Origin of the sequence: Microbacterium bovistercoris, from assembly GCF_003387575.1 — a bacterium.
GTDB lineage: Bacteria > Actinomycetota > Actinomycetes > Actinomycetales > Microbacteriaceae > Microbacterium > Microbacterium bovistercoris.
Map to the genome: position 1 here is coordinate 42,115 of NZ_QUAB01000012.1, position 14,360 is coordinate 56,474.

Consider the following 14,360-nt stretch of genomic DNA (forward strand, 5'->3'; position numbering starts at 1 on the left):
CCCATGTCCATGCCGCAGGTCCGTCCGGCCCGGCCCGCCGACGCTGCGGGGATGGCGGAGATGCATGTCGCCTCCTGGCGGGAGACCTATCGCGGACTGATGCGCGACGAGGTGCTCGACGATCCCGGACTGGTGGCCTGGCGGGAGCGGTTCTGGACGGCCGCGCTCACCGACCCGAGGTACGGGAGCAACCTCGTCGCGGTCGCCGAGCTCGACGGAGCCATCGTCGGCGTCGCCATGTCCGGGCCTCCCCTGGACGAGGATGCGACGTGGCCGCGGCAGCTCTACGTGCTGTACCTGCTCGCAGCCGTGCAGGGCAGCGGGGCCGGTGCCGCGCTCCTCGATGCGGTCCTTCCGCCCGGGATCGCCGCGGGTCTGTGGGTCGCGGACCCCAACCCGCGGGCGCAGGCGTTCTACCGGCGGCACGGCTTCCGCGCGGACGGCGCGGTCCAGGTCGATGACGGCGTGCGCGAGATCAGGATGCTCCGGACGGAGTCGGGCTGACGCTCAGCCGTCGCCTTCGGCGTCCCACCCCCGGATGATGTGCACGATCGCTGCGGAGGTCGCATCGGCGGCATCCGCCATCACGACGTGACCGGCGCCGGGGATCACGCGCAGCTGCACGCCGTCGGCGTCGGCCCACGCCGGCATCGCGGTGCGGATGTTGCCGGTACGGTCGCGGTCGCCGACGACAAGTCCCAGCGGAATCGGGGTGCGATACCCCGCTTCGGGTGCGACGAAGGAAGCGGTCGCGCGCCACACGTCGAGGAACACCCTTTTCGGCATACGGGCGAACGTCGCGCGGATCGAATCGATCGCCTCGGGCGTCACCGCCGAGGCATCCGCCATCAGACCGGGCAGGCGGGATGCCGGGATGAGCCGCAGCATCGGCGCGGCAAGCCGCAGCCCGAGCCGCTCGCCGGCGCTGAGCGGACCCGCGTTCCAGGTGCTGCCGACAGCGACCAGCCCACCTGCCCGATCGGGGTGCGCGCGCACGTAGGCCTGAGAGAGGTTGCCGCCCAGCGAGTGCCCCACCAGGATCGGATGCTGCAGCCGCAGCTCATCGACGAGCGCGCCGAGGTCGGCCAGCGCATCCTCCGCGGAGAAGCGCGTGCCTGCGGCGAGCGTCGAGGCGCCGTGCCCGCGCAGATCCCATCGGATGCCGCGGTACCCGGCATCCTGCACGGCCCGCGCCTGCGCCGCGAACGACTCGCTGTCCATCCCCGCCCCGTGCGTGAACACGACCGGCCGGCCGGAGCCTCCGCCGTCGACGTAGTGGATGGTCGCCGTGCCGCGCTGGAGGATGCCCGTCATGCCTCGAGCCTAGGAGACCCGCCGGATCAGGACGCCTCGGTCTTGACGGGCTCCGGGAACAGCGCGGTGAACAGGTTGCCGACCCACTCGATCAGGTCGATGTCCTCGGGGATCGGCACCAGCAGCGCCTCTCCCCCGGCGACGAACTTCGCCTTCGGGTAGAGCCGCTGCAGTCGCACCTTCATCGAGTCGGGCAGGTTCGCGGGCGCGATCCGCAGGTTCGAGCCCATCGCCACGACATCCGACAGACCGGCCCGTGCCGCGCGACGGCGCAGCCGCGCGACCGCCACCAGACCGCCGACCTCATCGGGCAGAGCGCCGTACCGGTCGGTGAGCTCCTCGACCACGAGGTCGATCGCGTCGTCGGCGGCGGTCGGCCCCGCCGCCGCGGAGAGCTTCTGGTACGCCTCGAGGCGCAGCCGCTCGCTGTCGATGTAGTGCTCCGGGATCCGCGCGTCCACCGGCAGTTCCAGACGCAGCTCGACCTCGGAGGACGTGTCCTCCCCGCGGAACGTCGCCACGGCCTCGCCCACCATCCGCAGGTACAGGTCGAAGCCGACGCCGGCGATGTGCCCGGCCTGCTCCGCGCCGAGCATGTTGCCCGCTCCGCGCAGCTCGAGGTCCTTCAGCGCGACCTGCATGCCCGAGCCGAGGTCGTTGTTGACGGCGATGGTCTGCAGCCGGTCGGCGGCGGTCTCGCTGAGCGGCTTCAGGTCGTCGTAGAGGAAGTACGCGTACGCGCGTTCCCGTCCACGACCCACGCGCCCGCGGAGCTGGTGCAGCTGCGAGAGACCGTACTTGTCGGCGCGGTCGATGATGATCGTGTTCGCGTTCGAGATGTCGAGGCCGGTCTCGATGATCGTCGTCGAGACGAGCACGTCGTACTTGCGCTCCCAGAAGTCGTCGACCACCTGCTCCAGCTGGTGCTCGCCCATCTTGCCGTGCGCGACGGCGATCCGCGCCTCGGGCACGAGCTCGGCGAGTTCGGATGCCACGCGCTGGATGGACTGCACCCGGTTGTGAACGAAGAACACCTGACCCTCGCGCAGGATCTCGCGGCGGATCGCCGCAGCGATCTGCTTGTCGCTGCGCGCGCCGACGAACGAGAGGATCGGATGCCGGTCCTCGGGCGGCGTCTGCAGCGTGGACATCTCGCGGATACCGGTGACCGCCATCTCGAGCGTTCTCGGGATGGGCGTCGCGCTCATCGCGAGGATGTCGACGTTGGTCTTGAGCTTCTTCAGGGCGTCCTTGTGCTCGACGCCGAAGCGCTGCTCCTCGTCGATGATCAGCAGCCCGAGATCCTTGAAGATCACCTGATCGGTGAGGATGCGGTGCGTGCCGATGACCATGTCGACCGTGCCGTCGACCAGACCCGCCAGCGTGAGGCGCGCCTCTTTGTCGGTCTGGAAGCGCGACAGCGGGCGCACCTTGACCGGGAACCCGGCGAACCTCTCGGTGAACGTCTCGAGGTGCTGCTTGACCAGCAGAGTGGTCGGCACGAGCATCGCGACCTGCTTGCCGTCCTGGATCGCCTTGAACGCGGCGCGCACGGCCACCTCGGTCTTGCCGAAGCCGACGTCGCCCGACAGCAGGCGGTCCATCGGGATGGGCCGCTCCATGTCGGCCTTGATCTCGTCGATGGTCTGCAGCTGGTCGTGCGTCTCCGCGAACGGGAACGCCTCCTCGAGCTCACGCTGCCAGGGCGTGTCCGGGCCGAAGGCATGACCCTTGGCGCTCATCCGTGCCGAGTACAGCTTGACCAGCTCGACGGCGATGTCGCGCACGGCCCTGCGCGCCTTGCCCTTCGCCGCCGCCCAGTCGCTGCCGCCCATCTTCGACAGCACCGGCGCCTCGCCGCCGACGTACTTCGAGAGCAGATCGAGCTGGTCGGTGGGCACGAAGAGCTTGTCGCCCGGGTAGCCGCGCTTGGACGGCGCGTACTCCAGCACCAGGTACTCGCGGGTGGTCTTGACCGCATTCCGCCCGCCGCTGGACACCTCGCGCTTGGTCATCTCCACGAACTTGGCGATGCCGTGCGTGTTGTGCACGACGTAGTCGCCCTGCTTGAGCTGCAGCGGGTCGACGACGTTCTTCCGCCGGGAGGCGAGCTTCTTGACCACGCGCTGGTCACCGCCGATGGTGCGCCCGTAGAACTCGCTGTCGGTGAGCACCGCCAGCCGTGCCTCCGGCACCTGGAATCCGGACTCGACCGATCCGGTGGTGAGCGTGGCGACACCGGCATCCGGCCCCGCGGTGACGTCCTCCATGATGCGGGCGGCGATGCCTCGGTCTCCGAGCACGTCGAGGGCGCGCTCGGTGAGGCCCTGCCCGGAGGCGATGACGACCACGCGCCAGCCGTCCTGCAACCGGGCCTCGACGAAGGAGATCGCGCCGTCGACGTTGCCGTGGAACGACGGGATGACGGAGGAGTCGAGGTTCGCCGCATCCGCATCGTCGGTGGCGAACGCGCTCAGCCGCCACCACACACCGTCGCGGTCGCGCACCACATCGCGCAGCTGCGCGATGGTGCGGAAGTCGCCGGCCCCCAGATCGATCGGAGCGGATGCTCCGGAGGTCGCGGCACTCCATGCCGCGTCGAGGAACTCGCGGTTCGTCTCGCCGAGGTTCTGGGCACGGGCGGTGGCGCGCTCGGGGTCGACCACCGCGGCAGCGGAACCCTTCGGCAGGTACTCGGCGAGGGTGACGAGCGGGCCGGCGACGGCCGGCAGCAGCGATTCCATGCCCTCGACGGGGATGCCCTCACTCATCTTCTCGAGCATCCCGGCGATCGCCGGATACCGCCCGACGAGCTCGCCGGCGCGCTCGCGGACCTCGGCGGTGAGCAGCAGTTCGCGGCTGGCCGGCAGTTCGACCGCGGTGACCTCACCCGGCAGCGACCGCTGGTCTGCGACGGAGAACGCCCGGATCTGGTCGACCTCGTCTCCGAAGAACTCCACGCGGGACGGATGCTCGGCGGTGGGCGGGAACACATCGAGGATGCCACCGCGCACGGCGAACTCGCCGCGACGCGAGACCATGTCGACGCGCGAGTAGGCGCGTTCGACGAGCTGCTCGACGGCGTCCTCGAGTTCGAGCCCGCGGGCGCCGACGCGCAGTTCGAGCGGGGCGGCATCGCCGAGGTTCGCGGCGAGCGGCTGCAGCGCGGCACGCACCGAGGCGACGACGACCAGCGGCTTCGCGCCATCCCAGGTGGTGATGCTGCGCAGGGTCTCCAACCGGCGCCCGACGGTGTCGGGGCTCGGGCTCAGGCGCTCGTGCGGCAGGGTCTCCCATGCCGGGAAAGTGAGGATCTCGGCATCCGCGAGGTAGGTGCCCAGGGCGGCGGCGACCGACTCGGCGCGCCGGCCTGTGGGCGTCACGACGAGCAGAGCGGCCGGATGCCCGGCATCCGCCCGCTTCTGCAGCAGGCCGGCGACGACGGGAGCGTCGAGCCCGTCGACCAGCGAGATGTCGGCGTCGGTGGATGCCCAGCTGAGAGCATCGCGGTACAGGTTCGCCTCTTCCAAGGCGCGCAGAATCCCCGGAACAGTCACCGCACAAGTGTATTCCGGCCCGCCGACATCGGGGACGTCAGCGCGTGCGTCGCGCGACGCGGAAGCCGTCGACGGCGAGCATCGTCAGTGCGACGGCGAGAATGCCGTACACGAACACGTCAGCGCCCTGCATCCGCTCCCCCAACAGCATCGCCACCACCACGAGCAGCACCGGTTCGACATACCCGAGCAGACCGAACACCGGCATCGTGAGCAACGACGACGCCGCGAGGTAGAGCGTCATCGCGGCGGCGCTCGCGAGCCCGATCGCCAGCATCGCGACCGTCTCGGACCCTGACGAGGGCCCTGCGCCGGTCAGCAGGAACGCGGCGGCGACCGGCAGCATCAGCGCGATCTCCCAGCCGAACACGATCGGACCGTCGAGTCCGAACCGCTGTCGCACCACGAAGTACACCGCGTACGGGATGCAGATCACCAGCGTCACCCAGGACAACTCCGGCGTGGCCACGAGCTTCACCGTCACAGCGACCGCTGCCAGGCCGACCACGACCCATTGCAGTGGACTCACCGGGTGCTTCATCAGGAACCGGCCGCAGAGCACCAGGCAGATCGGAAGCAGGAGATAGCCGAGCGAGGTGTCGAGGGCATGCCCGTTCTGCGGGGCCCACATGAACAGCCACAGCTGCACACCGACGATCGCGGTCAGCAGCAGCGACAGCAGCGGCATCCACCAGCGCGAGCACAGCCGGCGCCAGAGCATCCGCAGTGCCCGGCGCGCACCGGGATGCGCGAGCGCGAGCCCGTAACAGGCGAACGCGATCACCACCCGCCAGGCGAAGACCACCTCTGCGGATACCGAGACCAGTCCTGCGAGAAGGAACATGCCGCCGAACAGCACCGATGCGGCGATCGACGCGAGGACCCCGCGCGCGGACGAATGCTGCACCGCCACGCCCGTCTCCGTCCTTCGCGACGTCGTGCCGCCCTCTCAGGATATCCGGGACAGATCCGACGGCCGGACGCTCACTAGGCTGGCCGGATGGAGCCCGTCGCCCTGCGCACCGACCGTCTCGTCCTCAGCATTCCGACGGAGGCCGACGTCGACGCGATCACCTCGGCCTGCCAGGACCCCGAGGTGCCGCGCTGGACGCCGATTCCCAGTCCCTACTCGCGCGCCGACGCCGAGACCTTCGTGGAGAGGGTCGCGCGCTGGTGGGACGAGGGCGCGGAGACCGTATGGGCCGTGCGACTCGACGGTGTGCTCGCGGGCATGGTCGGCCTGCATCAGATCGTCGGCCACGCCACCGGCGGCTATGCCGAGCTCGGGTACTGGAGCGTCGCGCGCTTCCGCGGTCGGGGAATCATGACCGAGGCCGCGCGGGCGGTCGTCGACTGGGGCTTCGAAGAGCTCGGCCTCGTGCGTATCGGCTGGCGTGCGACCGTGGGCAACATCCCGTCCGCCCGCACAGCGCGCACGCTCGGCTTCCGCTACGAGGGGATGCTGCGGCAGGGGCTCACCGGCCCGCGCGGGCGCGATGACGGCTGGTTGGCCGCGCTGCTGGTATCCGACGACCGCACGCCGGTGGCCTGGCCCGTGCTCGCCGACTGACCCGCGGGATTCGGCCCGGCCGCCCGCGCGCCGCTACGGTGTTGCTGATGGAACCCGTAACCCTGCGCACCGCCCGTCTCGTCCTCGAGCTGCCCGCCGAGGCCGACATCGACGCGATCACCGCGGCATGCCAGGATCCGGCGGTCCAGCGCTTCACGACGGTTCCCAAACCGTACGCCCGCAAGGACGCCGAGGACTTCGTGCGGCTGATCCCGGAGTGGTGGGCGGCCGGTTCCGCTGCGACCTGGGTGATCCGGTCCGGGGAGATGCTCGCCGGCGCCGTCGGACTGGCACAGATCGACGACGGCGCTGCGGACATCGGCTACTGGATGGCGCCGGGCGCCCGCGGCCAGGGGATCGTCTCCGAAGCGGTGCGCGCCGTCGTCGAATGGGGCTTCGAGGGGCCGCTGCATCTGCACCGCATCGGCTGGCGCGCCGTCGCGGGCAATGAGGCCTCCGCCCGCACGGCCCGCTCCGCCGGCTTCCGCTACGAGGGCACGATGCGTGAGGCGTTCCGGCACGGCGAGCACCGGGACGACGGGTGGATCGCGGGCCTGCTGGCATCCGACGACCGGACGCCGGTGGAATGGCCCGTGCTCGCCGGCTGAAGGCGATCGCAGGGCACCCCTGGCCCGATGTCCCATGCCGGTGACAGGATGAAGCCATGCCCGAGATGCCGGAGGTGCAGGGGCTCGTCGAGTTCCTCGGCGAGCGCGCGGTCGGTCATGCGATCGCACGGACGGGCGTGGGCGAGATCGCCGCGCTGAAGACCTACGATCCGCCGAACACCGCGCTGCACGGTGCGACGATCACCTCGACCGCGCGGTACGGCAAGTTCGTCGACATCGCGTGCGGCGACGATCTGCACCTGGTCTTCCACCTCGCCAAGGCCGGGTGGCTGCGCTGGTACGACGCCCTGCCGACCACACTGATCAAGCCCGGCAGGAGTCCGATAGCTCTGCGCGTCGCGCTCGATGACGGCAGCGGCTTCGACCTCACAGAGGCGGGCACGAAGAAGTCGCTCGCGGTGTACGTGGTGCGCGACCCGCGGGACGTCCCCGGTATCGCCCGGCTAGGCACCGATCCGTTCGATCCGGCGTTCACCCGGGACTCCTTCGCCGCGCTGCTGGCGGGGCGGCGCACGCAGATCAAGGGTCTACTGCGCGATCAGGGGCTGATCGCCGGCATCGGCAACGCGTACTCCGACGAGATCCTGCATGCCGCGAAGATGTCACCGTACGCACCCGCGGCAAATCTCGACGGGGCCGAGATCGACCGGCTCTACGAGGCGATGCAGACGACGCTGCGGGATGCCACGGCCGAGGCGTCCGGCAAGCCGCCCGCCGATCTGAAGGATGCGAAGAGGTCGGGCTTCCGAGTGCACGCCCGCCGCGGCGAGGCGTGTCCGGTGTGCGGCGACACCATCCGCAGCGTGTTCTTCGCCGATCGCAGCCTGGAGTACTGCCCCACCTGCCAGACCGACGGCAAGGTGCTCGCCGACCGCCGGCTGTCCCGGCTGCTGAAATAGGGCGTCACGGGGAATGAATCGCCGACACCCGCGTTGAGTAGACTCAGAGCATCAACGTGCTCCGGGGTCGGTGAGAATCCGAACCGGCGGTGACAGTCCGCGAACGCCCGTCAGGGTGCCGATCCGGTGGAATTCCGGAACCGACGGTGATGCGGGAGGAGACTCCCGCTAGTCCGGATGAGAGGAAGCACGGCACGCGCACGCGTGCCTCGGCGCCCCCGGAGTCCGGAAAGGACAGCGGATGACAGTGACCGAGGCGGAGCGCGACGCGATGTCGCGTGCGCTCGCACTGGCCGCGAACGGTCCCCGCGGACTGAACCCGCAGGTCGGCGCCGTCATCCTCTCTCCGTCGGGCGAGATCCTCTCCGAAGGGTGGCACCACGGCGCCGGCACTCCGCACGCCGAAGTCGACGCGCTCTCGAAGCTCGCACCGGGCGCGGCGCAGGGCGCGACTGCGATCGTCACGCTCGAGCCCTGCAACCACACGGGTCGCACGGGCCCCTGCGCTCAGGCGCTGATCGACGCAGGCGTCGGCCGCGTCGTCTACGCTCTCGACGACCCCGGCGAGAAATCCGGCGGCGGCGCCGAGCGGATGCGCGCGGCGGGCGTGGACGTGCAGTCCGGCGAGCAGCAGGACGCCGCCCGCGCCCTCATCGGCGACTGGCTGGCCGTGCAGCGCCTCGGCCGCCCGCACGTCACCGTCAAGTGGGCGCAGAGCCTGGACGGCCGTGCCGCAGCATCCGACGGCACCAGCCAGTGGATCACTGGACCGGCCGCACGAGCCGATGTGCACGCGCGCCGCGCAGCATCCGACGCGATCGTCGTCGGCACCGGAACGGTGCTCGCGGACGACCCCTCGCTCACCGCGCGCGACGGCGACGCGCTGTACCCGTCGCAGCCCGTACCCGTCGTGATCGGATCGCGCGAGACCCCGGCGGATGCCGCGGTGCGGCGCCATCCGCATGCTCCGCTGTTCTACGACGGCGACCTCGCCGGAGTGCTCGAGGACCTGCGCGAGCGCGGGGTGCAGCGCGTGTTCGTCGAAGGCGGCCCGACGCTGGCGAGCGCGTTCCTGGCCCAGGGATTCGCCGACGAGATCCTCGCCTACCTCGCGCCGGTGCTGCTCGGCGGCGACCGGCTCGCACTGACAGACATCGGCGTCGGCACGATCGCCGACGCCCGCAGACTCACGATCGACGAATGGCTGCCGCTCGGTACGGACCTGCTCGCGATCGCCCACCCGACCCAGGAGGAGAGCGACTGATGTTCACAGGAATCATCGAGGAGATCGGCGAGGTCACCGCCATCACGCCCTCCGGCGACGGCTGGCGCCTCACCGTCCGCGCGCCGAAGGCCGTCTCCGACGCCGTGCACGGCGAGTCGATCGCCGTCAGCGGTGTGTGCCTCACCGTGGTGGGCTCGACGGCAGACACCTTCGACACCGACGTGATGAAGCAGACGCTGGATGTCTCAGCCCTGGCATCCGTCGAGGTCGGCACCCGCGTCAACATCGAGAAGGCGATGCCGGTGGGCGCCCGGCTGGGCGGACACATCGTGCAGGGGCACGTCGACGGCACCGGTGAGGTGCTCGAGGTGCGCCCCGGTGACCAGTGGAGCGTGCTGCGCATCTCGCTGCCCGCCGACCTCGCCCCGCTCGTGGTCGACAAGGGGTCGATCGCCGTCGCCGGCACCTCGCTGACCGTCAGTGCCGTGAGCCCTTCGACAGGCTCAGGGACCGACGAGGGGCACTGGTTCGAGGTCTCCCTCATCCCCGAGACCCTGACCGCCACGATCCTGGGCGCTCTCGCCGTCGGCGACCGCGTCAACCTCGAGACCGACATCCTGGCCCGTCACGTCGAGCGGCTGCTCGCGTTCCGATCGGAAGGAGGCTCGCGATGAGCCTGTCCCCCATCACCGAAGCCCTCGACGCCCTGCGCGCTGGAAAGCCGATCATCGTCGCGGACGACGAGAACCGCGAGAACGAGGGCGACATCATCATCTCGGCCGAACTCGCGACCCCCGAGACCATGGCATGGATGGTGCGCTGGACCTCCGGTCTCATCTGCGCGCCGATGCCGGCCGATCTCGCCGATCGGCTGAACCTGCCGCCGATGGTCGAGTCGAACGAGGATGCCCGTTCCACGGCCTACACGGTGAGCGTGGACGCCGCCGAGGGCGTGACCACCGGCATCAGCGCACACGACCGCTCGCACACGCTGAACGTGCTGGCGGACCCCGGATCGACGGCGAAGAGCATCATCCGCCCCGGGCACATCCTGCCGTTGCGCGCCGTCGACGGCGGTGTGCGCGAGCGCGGCGGGCACACCGAGGCCGGCGTGGAGCTGATGCGTCTCGCCGGGCTGCAGCCGGTCGCCGCGATCGCCGAGGTCGTCGCCGAGGACGGCAGCATGATGCGCCTCCCCGCCCTGCTCGAGCTGGGCGCACGCGACGGCGTGCCGGTGATCACCATCGAGCAGCTGATCGGCCACCTGAACGAGATCGACCCGCGCGACGAGGCCGACTGCGTGGCTACGAACCGTCAGCGCCGGGTGAGCCTCCGCGCCGACGCGACCGTGCCCACCGACCACGGCACCTTCCGCTTCCTCGCCTACAAGGACCGCATCACGGGCACCGACCACATCGCGGTCGTCTCGGGCGAGCTCGGCGAGACGGCCCTGGTGCGGGTGCACTCCGAGTGCCTGACCGGTGAGGCGTTCGGCTCGCAGAAGTGCGAGTGCGGGCCGCAGCTGCAGGCGGCGCTCGACGCGATCGAGCAGGAGGGTGGCGTGGTCATCTACATGCGCGGTCACGAGGGCCGTGGCATCGGCCTGATCAACAAGCTCCGTGCGTACAGCCTGCAGGAGGAGGGGCTCGACACCGTCGACGCCAACCTCGCCCTCGGACTGCCCGCCGACGCCCGTGACTACGCGGCTGCCGGCGGCATCCTCGCCGACCTCGGCGTCTCCCGCGTGCGACTGCTGACCAACAACACCGACAAGGTGAAGCAGCTGCGCGAGCTCGGCCTCGACGTCATCGAGCAGGTCCCGCTGATCGTCGGCGTCGGCCCCAACAACCACCAGTACCTCGAGACCAAGCGCGATCGCATGGGCCACATCATCGGCGAGTCCGAACTGGCCGACGCCCTCGCGCAGGGAAAGGACGACGCATGAGCGGCGCAGGAGCACCCACCCCGCAGTCCCCCGTCGACGGCACCGGCCTCCGCGTCGTCGTCGTCGCCGGCACCTGGCACGACGTCATCACGGACGGCCTGATCGCGGGCGCCCAGCGCACCCTCGACGCCGCCGGTGCGACGCACTCGCTGGTGCGCGTGCCCGGCTCGTTCGAGCTGGCGCTCGCCGCCCAGGCCGCCTTCGCCGGCGGCGCCGACGCCGTGGTCGCCCTCGGCGTGATCATCCGCGGCGGCACCCCGCACTTCGAGTACGTCTCGGCGGCGACCACCGACGGCCTGAACCGGGTGGCGCTGGATGCCGGCAAGCCGGTCGGCTTCGGCGTACTGACCCTCGACGACGAGCAGCAGGGCATCGACCGCGCGGGCCTGCCGGGATCGAAGGAGGACAAGGGCGCGGAGGCCGCCGATGCTGCGATCCGCACCGCGAGGGTGATCGCGGAACTGCGCGGCTGAGATCCTTCGTCTCGCTCCGCTCGCTCAGGACCCGGGGACCCCGGATCCTGAGCGAGGAGCGCAGCGACGAGACGAAGGACGCTCGACGACCCGTGGATGTACCGGTACCGGCTCGGCTAGCCTGAAGCCATGGAAACCCTCCGCGCTGTCGTCGTGTTCGTCCACCTTCTGGGGTTCGCCGTGCTCTTCGGCGCCTGGGCGGCGCAGGCGTTCGGCGGCAAGAAGCAGTTCACCCAGCTGATGAACGTCGGCCTGGCGATCGCCGGTGTCGCCGGACTCGCGCTCGCCGCCCCGTGGGGCATCGAGTGGACGCCCGGCATGAGCTTCTACCTGAAGATCACGGTGAAGCTCGTCGTGCTGATCATCATCGGCGGCCTGATCGGCATGGGCATGGCAAGGCAGAAGCGCGGCGGCACGGTTCCCTCCGGCGCGTTCTGGGCGGTCGGCGTGCTCGCGCTGCTGAACGCGGCGCTCGGCTTCTTCTGGCACTGAGCCGCGGAGACACGCGACCGTGTCGCCGCACATCAGTATGATCGACACACCTGCGCGCTGCGCCGTTCATCATCGAGGCTGATTCCGACGCGGACGCGGGCATCCGGAACTCCCCCGGATCCGTCTCCCCAGCACGACGGTCCCCATTCCGAGCCTCGACATCACGGAGGTTCACATGCGCAAGACGTTCCGTACAGCAGCTCTGCTCTCGGCATCCGTTCTCCTTCTCGCCGGCTGCAGCTCCACCGGTGACGACTCCGGGAGCGGCGCGGACGGCGGTCTGAAGGGCAGCGGCTCGGGCGACACCTGCACGATCGAGGGCACGGTGCCCGTCGCGGCGGCGCTCAGCCTGACCGGCGCCGCGGCGAGCTACGGCGAGTCGCAGCAGAAGGGCCTCGAGCTGGCCGCCGAAGAGCTGAGCGAGCAGGACGGCGTGAAGTACGAGCTCACCGTCGAGGACGACGGCACCGACCCCCGGCAGGCGATCGGCCTGTTCGAGCAGTTCGTCTCCGACGGCACCAGCCTGGTCATCGGCCCGACCCTGTCGAACACCGCGTTCCAGGCGCAGCCGGTCGCGCAGGACGCGGGACTGCCGGTGCTCGCCATCTCCAACACCGCCGCCGGCATCACGGAGCAGGGCGATTTCATCTTCCGCGACTCCCTCACCGAGGCACAGGTGATCCCGCAGACGATCAAGGCCGCGACCGAGAAGCAGGATCTGAAGAAGGTCGTCGTCATGTATTCGAACGACGACGCCTTCACCGAGTCGGGTTACGACGTCATGGCGCAGTCTCTCGAGGACAACGGCGTCGAGATCGCCGACACGATCACCTTCTCGGTGAAGGACACCGACTTCCGCAGCCTGCTCACGGCCGCGAAGCAGCAGAACCCCGACGCGCTCGTCGTGTCGGCACTGATCGAAGCCGCCATTCCGCTGGTCACCCAGGCCCGCGAGCTCGGCATCGACGCGCCGATCATCGGCGGCAACGGCTTCAACAACCCGCAGCTGATGGCGGATGCCGGCGAGGCCGCCGAGGGCGTCATCGTCGGCGCGGCCTGGAACTCGGCCTCGGAGAGCCCGGAGAACACTGCGTTCATGGAGGCCTTCCAGGAGAAGTACGACTCGGCGCCCGACCAGTTCGCCGCGCAGGCCTACACAGGGCTGAAGGTCGTCGACCACGCCGTGCGCGCCAACTGCTCCGGTGAGCGAGACGACATCCGCGATGGACTGACCAAGGTCAAGGACCTGCCCACGCCCCTGGGTTCGTTCAGCATCAACGAGAACCGCGACGCCGAGCACGACGCCGTGGTGCAGATCGTGCAGGACGGGAAGTTCGCGGTCCTGAACTGACGCCGCCCGCTCCACAGAGGGAACCACCATGCAGCAACTGCTGAACGGCCTGTTCCTCGGCTCGATCTATGCCTTGTTCGCCATCGGCTTCACGCTGGTGTTCGGCATCCTCGATCGGCTGAACCTGGCCCATCCCGCGGTCTTCACCGCCTCCGCGTTCGTCGGCATCTGGGTCAGCGACGCGTTCGACCTGCCTATCGGGATCGTGCTCCTGATCGTGTTCGCCTTCGGTGCGGTGATGGGCCTGCTCATCGAGCGCATCGCGTTCCGTCCGCTCAAAGACCGACCGGACGCGCACTTCGCGGGGCTGATCTCGTCGATCGCGATGGCGGGGATGATCGTGGCGCTGCTGCAGGCGGCGTTCGGGCCGAACACGCGGCGCTTCCCGCCGGGCACGGTCACCGAGGCGACGGTCGAGTTCGCGGGGCTCACCGCGAGCGTGCTGCAGATCGGCATCCTGGTGATCTCGCTCGGCCTGATGGTGGCCCTGAGCCTGCTGGTGCACCGCTCACCGCTGGGCCGCTCCATGCGCGCGGTGGCCGAGAACCCCACCGCCGCGCGGGTGCTGGGCGTGAACGTCGACAGGGTCACCGCGCTGACCTTCGCGATCTCGACCGCTCTCGGCGCCGTCGCCGGTGTGCTGTTCGCCCTGAACGTGAACAGCGCCCAGCTCGGCATGGGCAGCGCGATCGAGTTGAAGGGCCTCGCGGTGATCATCGTCGGAGGCATGGGGTCGCTGTCGGGCTCGCTCGTCGGCGGCCTCATCCTCGGCGTCGCCGAGGTGTTCGCGATCCAGTACATCGGCTCGAGCTGGCGCGACCTGATCGCGTTCGCGCTGCTCTTCCTCATCCTGCTGGTGCGCCCGCAGGGCCTGTTCGGCAAGCGCCGGGTGCGGGAGGTGTGAC

14 protein-coding genes and 1 riboswitch are annotated in these 14,360 nt (G+C 70.1%); of the genes, 11 read left to right on the top strand and 3 right to left on the bottom strand.

Going from position 1 to position 14,360, the window contains the following annotated elements; genetic code table 11:
• Window positions 1–3: 3 nt before the first annotated feature.
• Entirely contained in the window at window positions 4–504 is a 501-nt protein-coding gene (locus DY023_RS01495; RefSeq protein WP_116240576.1) for a GNAT family N-acetyltransferase, read from the top strand.
• A 3-nt stretch (window positions 505–507) separates the two neighbouring features.
• On the opposite strand, the gene DY023_RS01500 is transcribed toward DY023_RS01495, so the two are convergent.
• Genes DY023_RS01500 through rarD form a run of 3 tightly spaced genes read right to left on the bottom strand, consistent with a single transcriptional unit; the run spans window position 508 to window position 5,784 of the window.
• Window positions 508–1,314 carry an alpha/beta fold hydrolase gene (locus tag DY023_RS01500; protein WP_116240577.1) on the bottom strand — a complete coding sequence of 269 codons (807 nt, stop codon included), beginning with the start codon at window positions 1,312–1,314 and terminating at the stop codon, window positions 508–510.
• Window positions 1,315–1,340: 26 nt separating this feature from the next.
• The gene (mfd, locus tag DY023_RS01505; RefSeq protein ID WP_116240578.1) at window positions 1,341–4,871 is read right to left on the bottom strand and encodes a transcription-repair coupling factor; all 3,531 of its coding nucleotides are present in this window, start codon (window positions 4,869–4,871) and stop codon (window positions 1,341–1,343) included.
• A 37-nt stretch (window positions 4,872–4,908) separates the two neighbouring features.
• A complete protein-coding gene (gene rarD / locus DY023_RS01510; protein WP_220347215.1) occupies window positions 4,909–5,784 on the bottom strand; it encodes an EamA family transporter RarD in 876 nt (291 codons plus the stop codon).
• Between the two features lie 87 nt (window positions 5,785–5,871).
• Here rarD and DY023_RS01515 point away from each other — a divergent pair, with 87 nt between their 5' ends.
• The 10 genes from DY023_RS01515 to DY023_RS01560 all read left to right on the top strand — a co-directional run bounded on the left by DY023_RS01515 (window position 5,872) and on the right by DY023_RS01560 (window position 14,359).
• On the top strand, window positions 5,872–6,441 hold the full coding sequence (locus DY023_RS01515; protein ID WP_116240579.1) for a GNAT family N-acetyltransferase: 570 nt from the start codon (window positions 5,872–5,874) through the stop codon (window positions 6,439–6,441).
• Window positions 6,442–6,488: 47 nt separating this feature from the next.
• Window positions 6,489–7,049, top strand: a complete 561-nt coding sequence (locus tag DY023_RS01520) for a GNAT family N-acetyltransferase (protein WP_116240580.1) — start codon at window positions 6,489–6,491, stop codon at window positions 7,047–7,049.
• A gap of 56 nt (window positions 7,050–7,105) precedes the next feature.
• Window positions 7,106–7,969 (top strand): Fpg/Nei family DNA glycosylase, encoded by an 864-nt coding sequence (locus DY023_RS01525; protein WP_116240581.1) that lies wholly within the window; start codon window positions 7,106–7,108, stop codon window positions 7,967–7,969.
• Between the two features lie 53 nt (window positions 7,970–8,022).
• Window positions 8,023–8,163, top strand: a riboswitch (FMN riboswitch).
• Between the two features lie 47 nt (window positions 8,164–8,210).
• The gene (gene ribD, locus DY023_RS01530; protein WP_116240582.1) at window positions 8,211–9,233 is read left to right on the top strand and encodes a bifunctional diaminohydroxyphosphoribosylaminopyrimidine deaminase/5-amino-6-(5-phosphoribosylamino)uracil reductase RibD; all 1,023 of its coding nucleotides are present in this window, start codon (window positions 8,211–8,213) and stop codon (window positions 9,231–9,233) included.
• On the top strand, window positions 9,233–9,868 hold the full coding sequence (locus tag DY023_RS01535) for a riboflavin synthase (RefSeq protein WP_116240583.1): 636 nt from the start codon (window positions 9,233–9,235) through the stop codon (window positions 9,866–9,868). Before ribD ends, DY023_RS01535 begins: the two co-directional genes overlap by 1 nt.
• A complete protein-coding gene (ribA, locus tag DY023_RS01540) occupies window positions 9,865–11,139 on the top strand; it encodes a GTP cyclohydrolase II (RefSeq protein WP_116240584.1) in 1,275 nt (424 codons plus the stop codon). Before DY023_RS01535 ends, ribA begins: the two co-directional genes overlap by 4 nt.
• Window positions 11,136–11,612: a 6,7-dimethyl-8-ribityllumazine synthase gene (gene ribH / locus DY023_RS01545; protein ID WP_116240585.1), complete on the top strand. Its 477-nt coding sequence runs from the start codon at window positions 11,136–11,138 to the stop codon at window positions 11,610–11,612. Before ribA ends, ribH begins: the two co-directional genes overlap by 4 nt.
• 129 nt (window positions 11,613–11,741) lie before the next feature.
• On the top strand, window positions 11,742–12,104 hold the full coding sequence (locus DY023_RS01550; RefSeq protein WP_116240586.1) for a Fe-S protein: 363 nt from the start codon (window positions 11,742–11,744) through the stop codon (window positions 12,102–12,104).
• Window positions 12,105–12,279: 175 nt separating this feature from the next.
• A complete protein-coding gene (locus tag DY023_RS01555; RefSeq protein WP_116240587.1) occupies window positions 12,280–13,455 on the top strand; it encodes an ABC transporter substrate-binding protein in 1,176 nt (391 codons plus the stop codon).
• 28 nt (window positions 13,456–13,483) lie between these two features.
• A complete protein-coding gene (locus DY023_RS01560) occupies window positions 13,484–14,359 on the top strand; it encodes a branched-chain amino acid ABC transporter permease (protein WP_116240588.1) in 876 nt (291 codons plus the stop codon).
• The last annotated feature ends 1 nt before the right edge of the window (window position 14,360 follow it).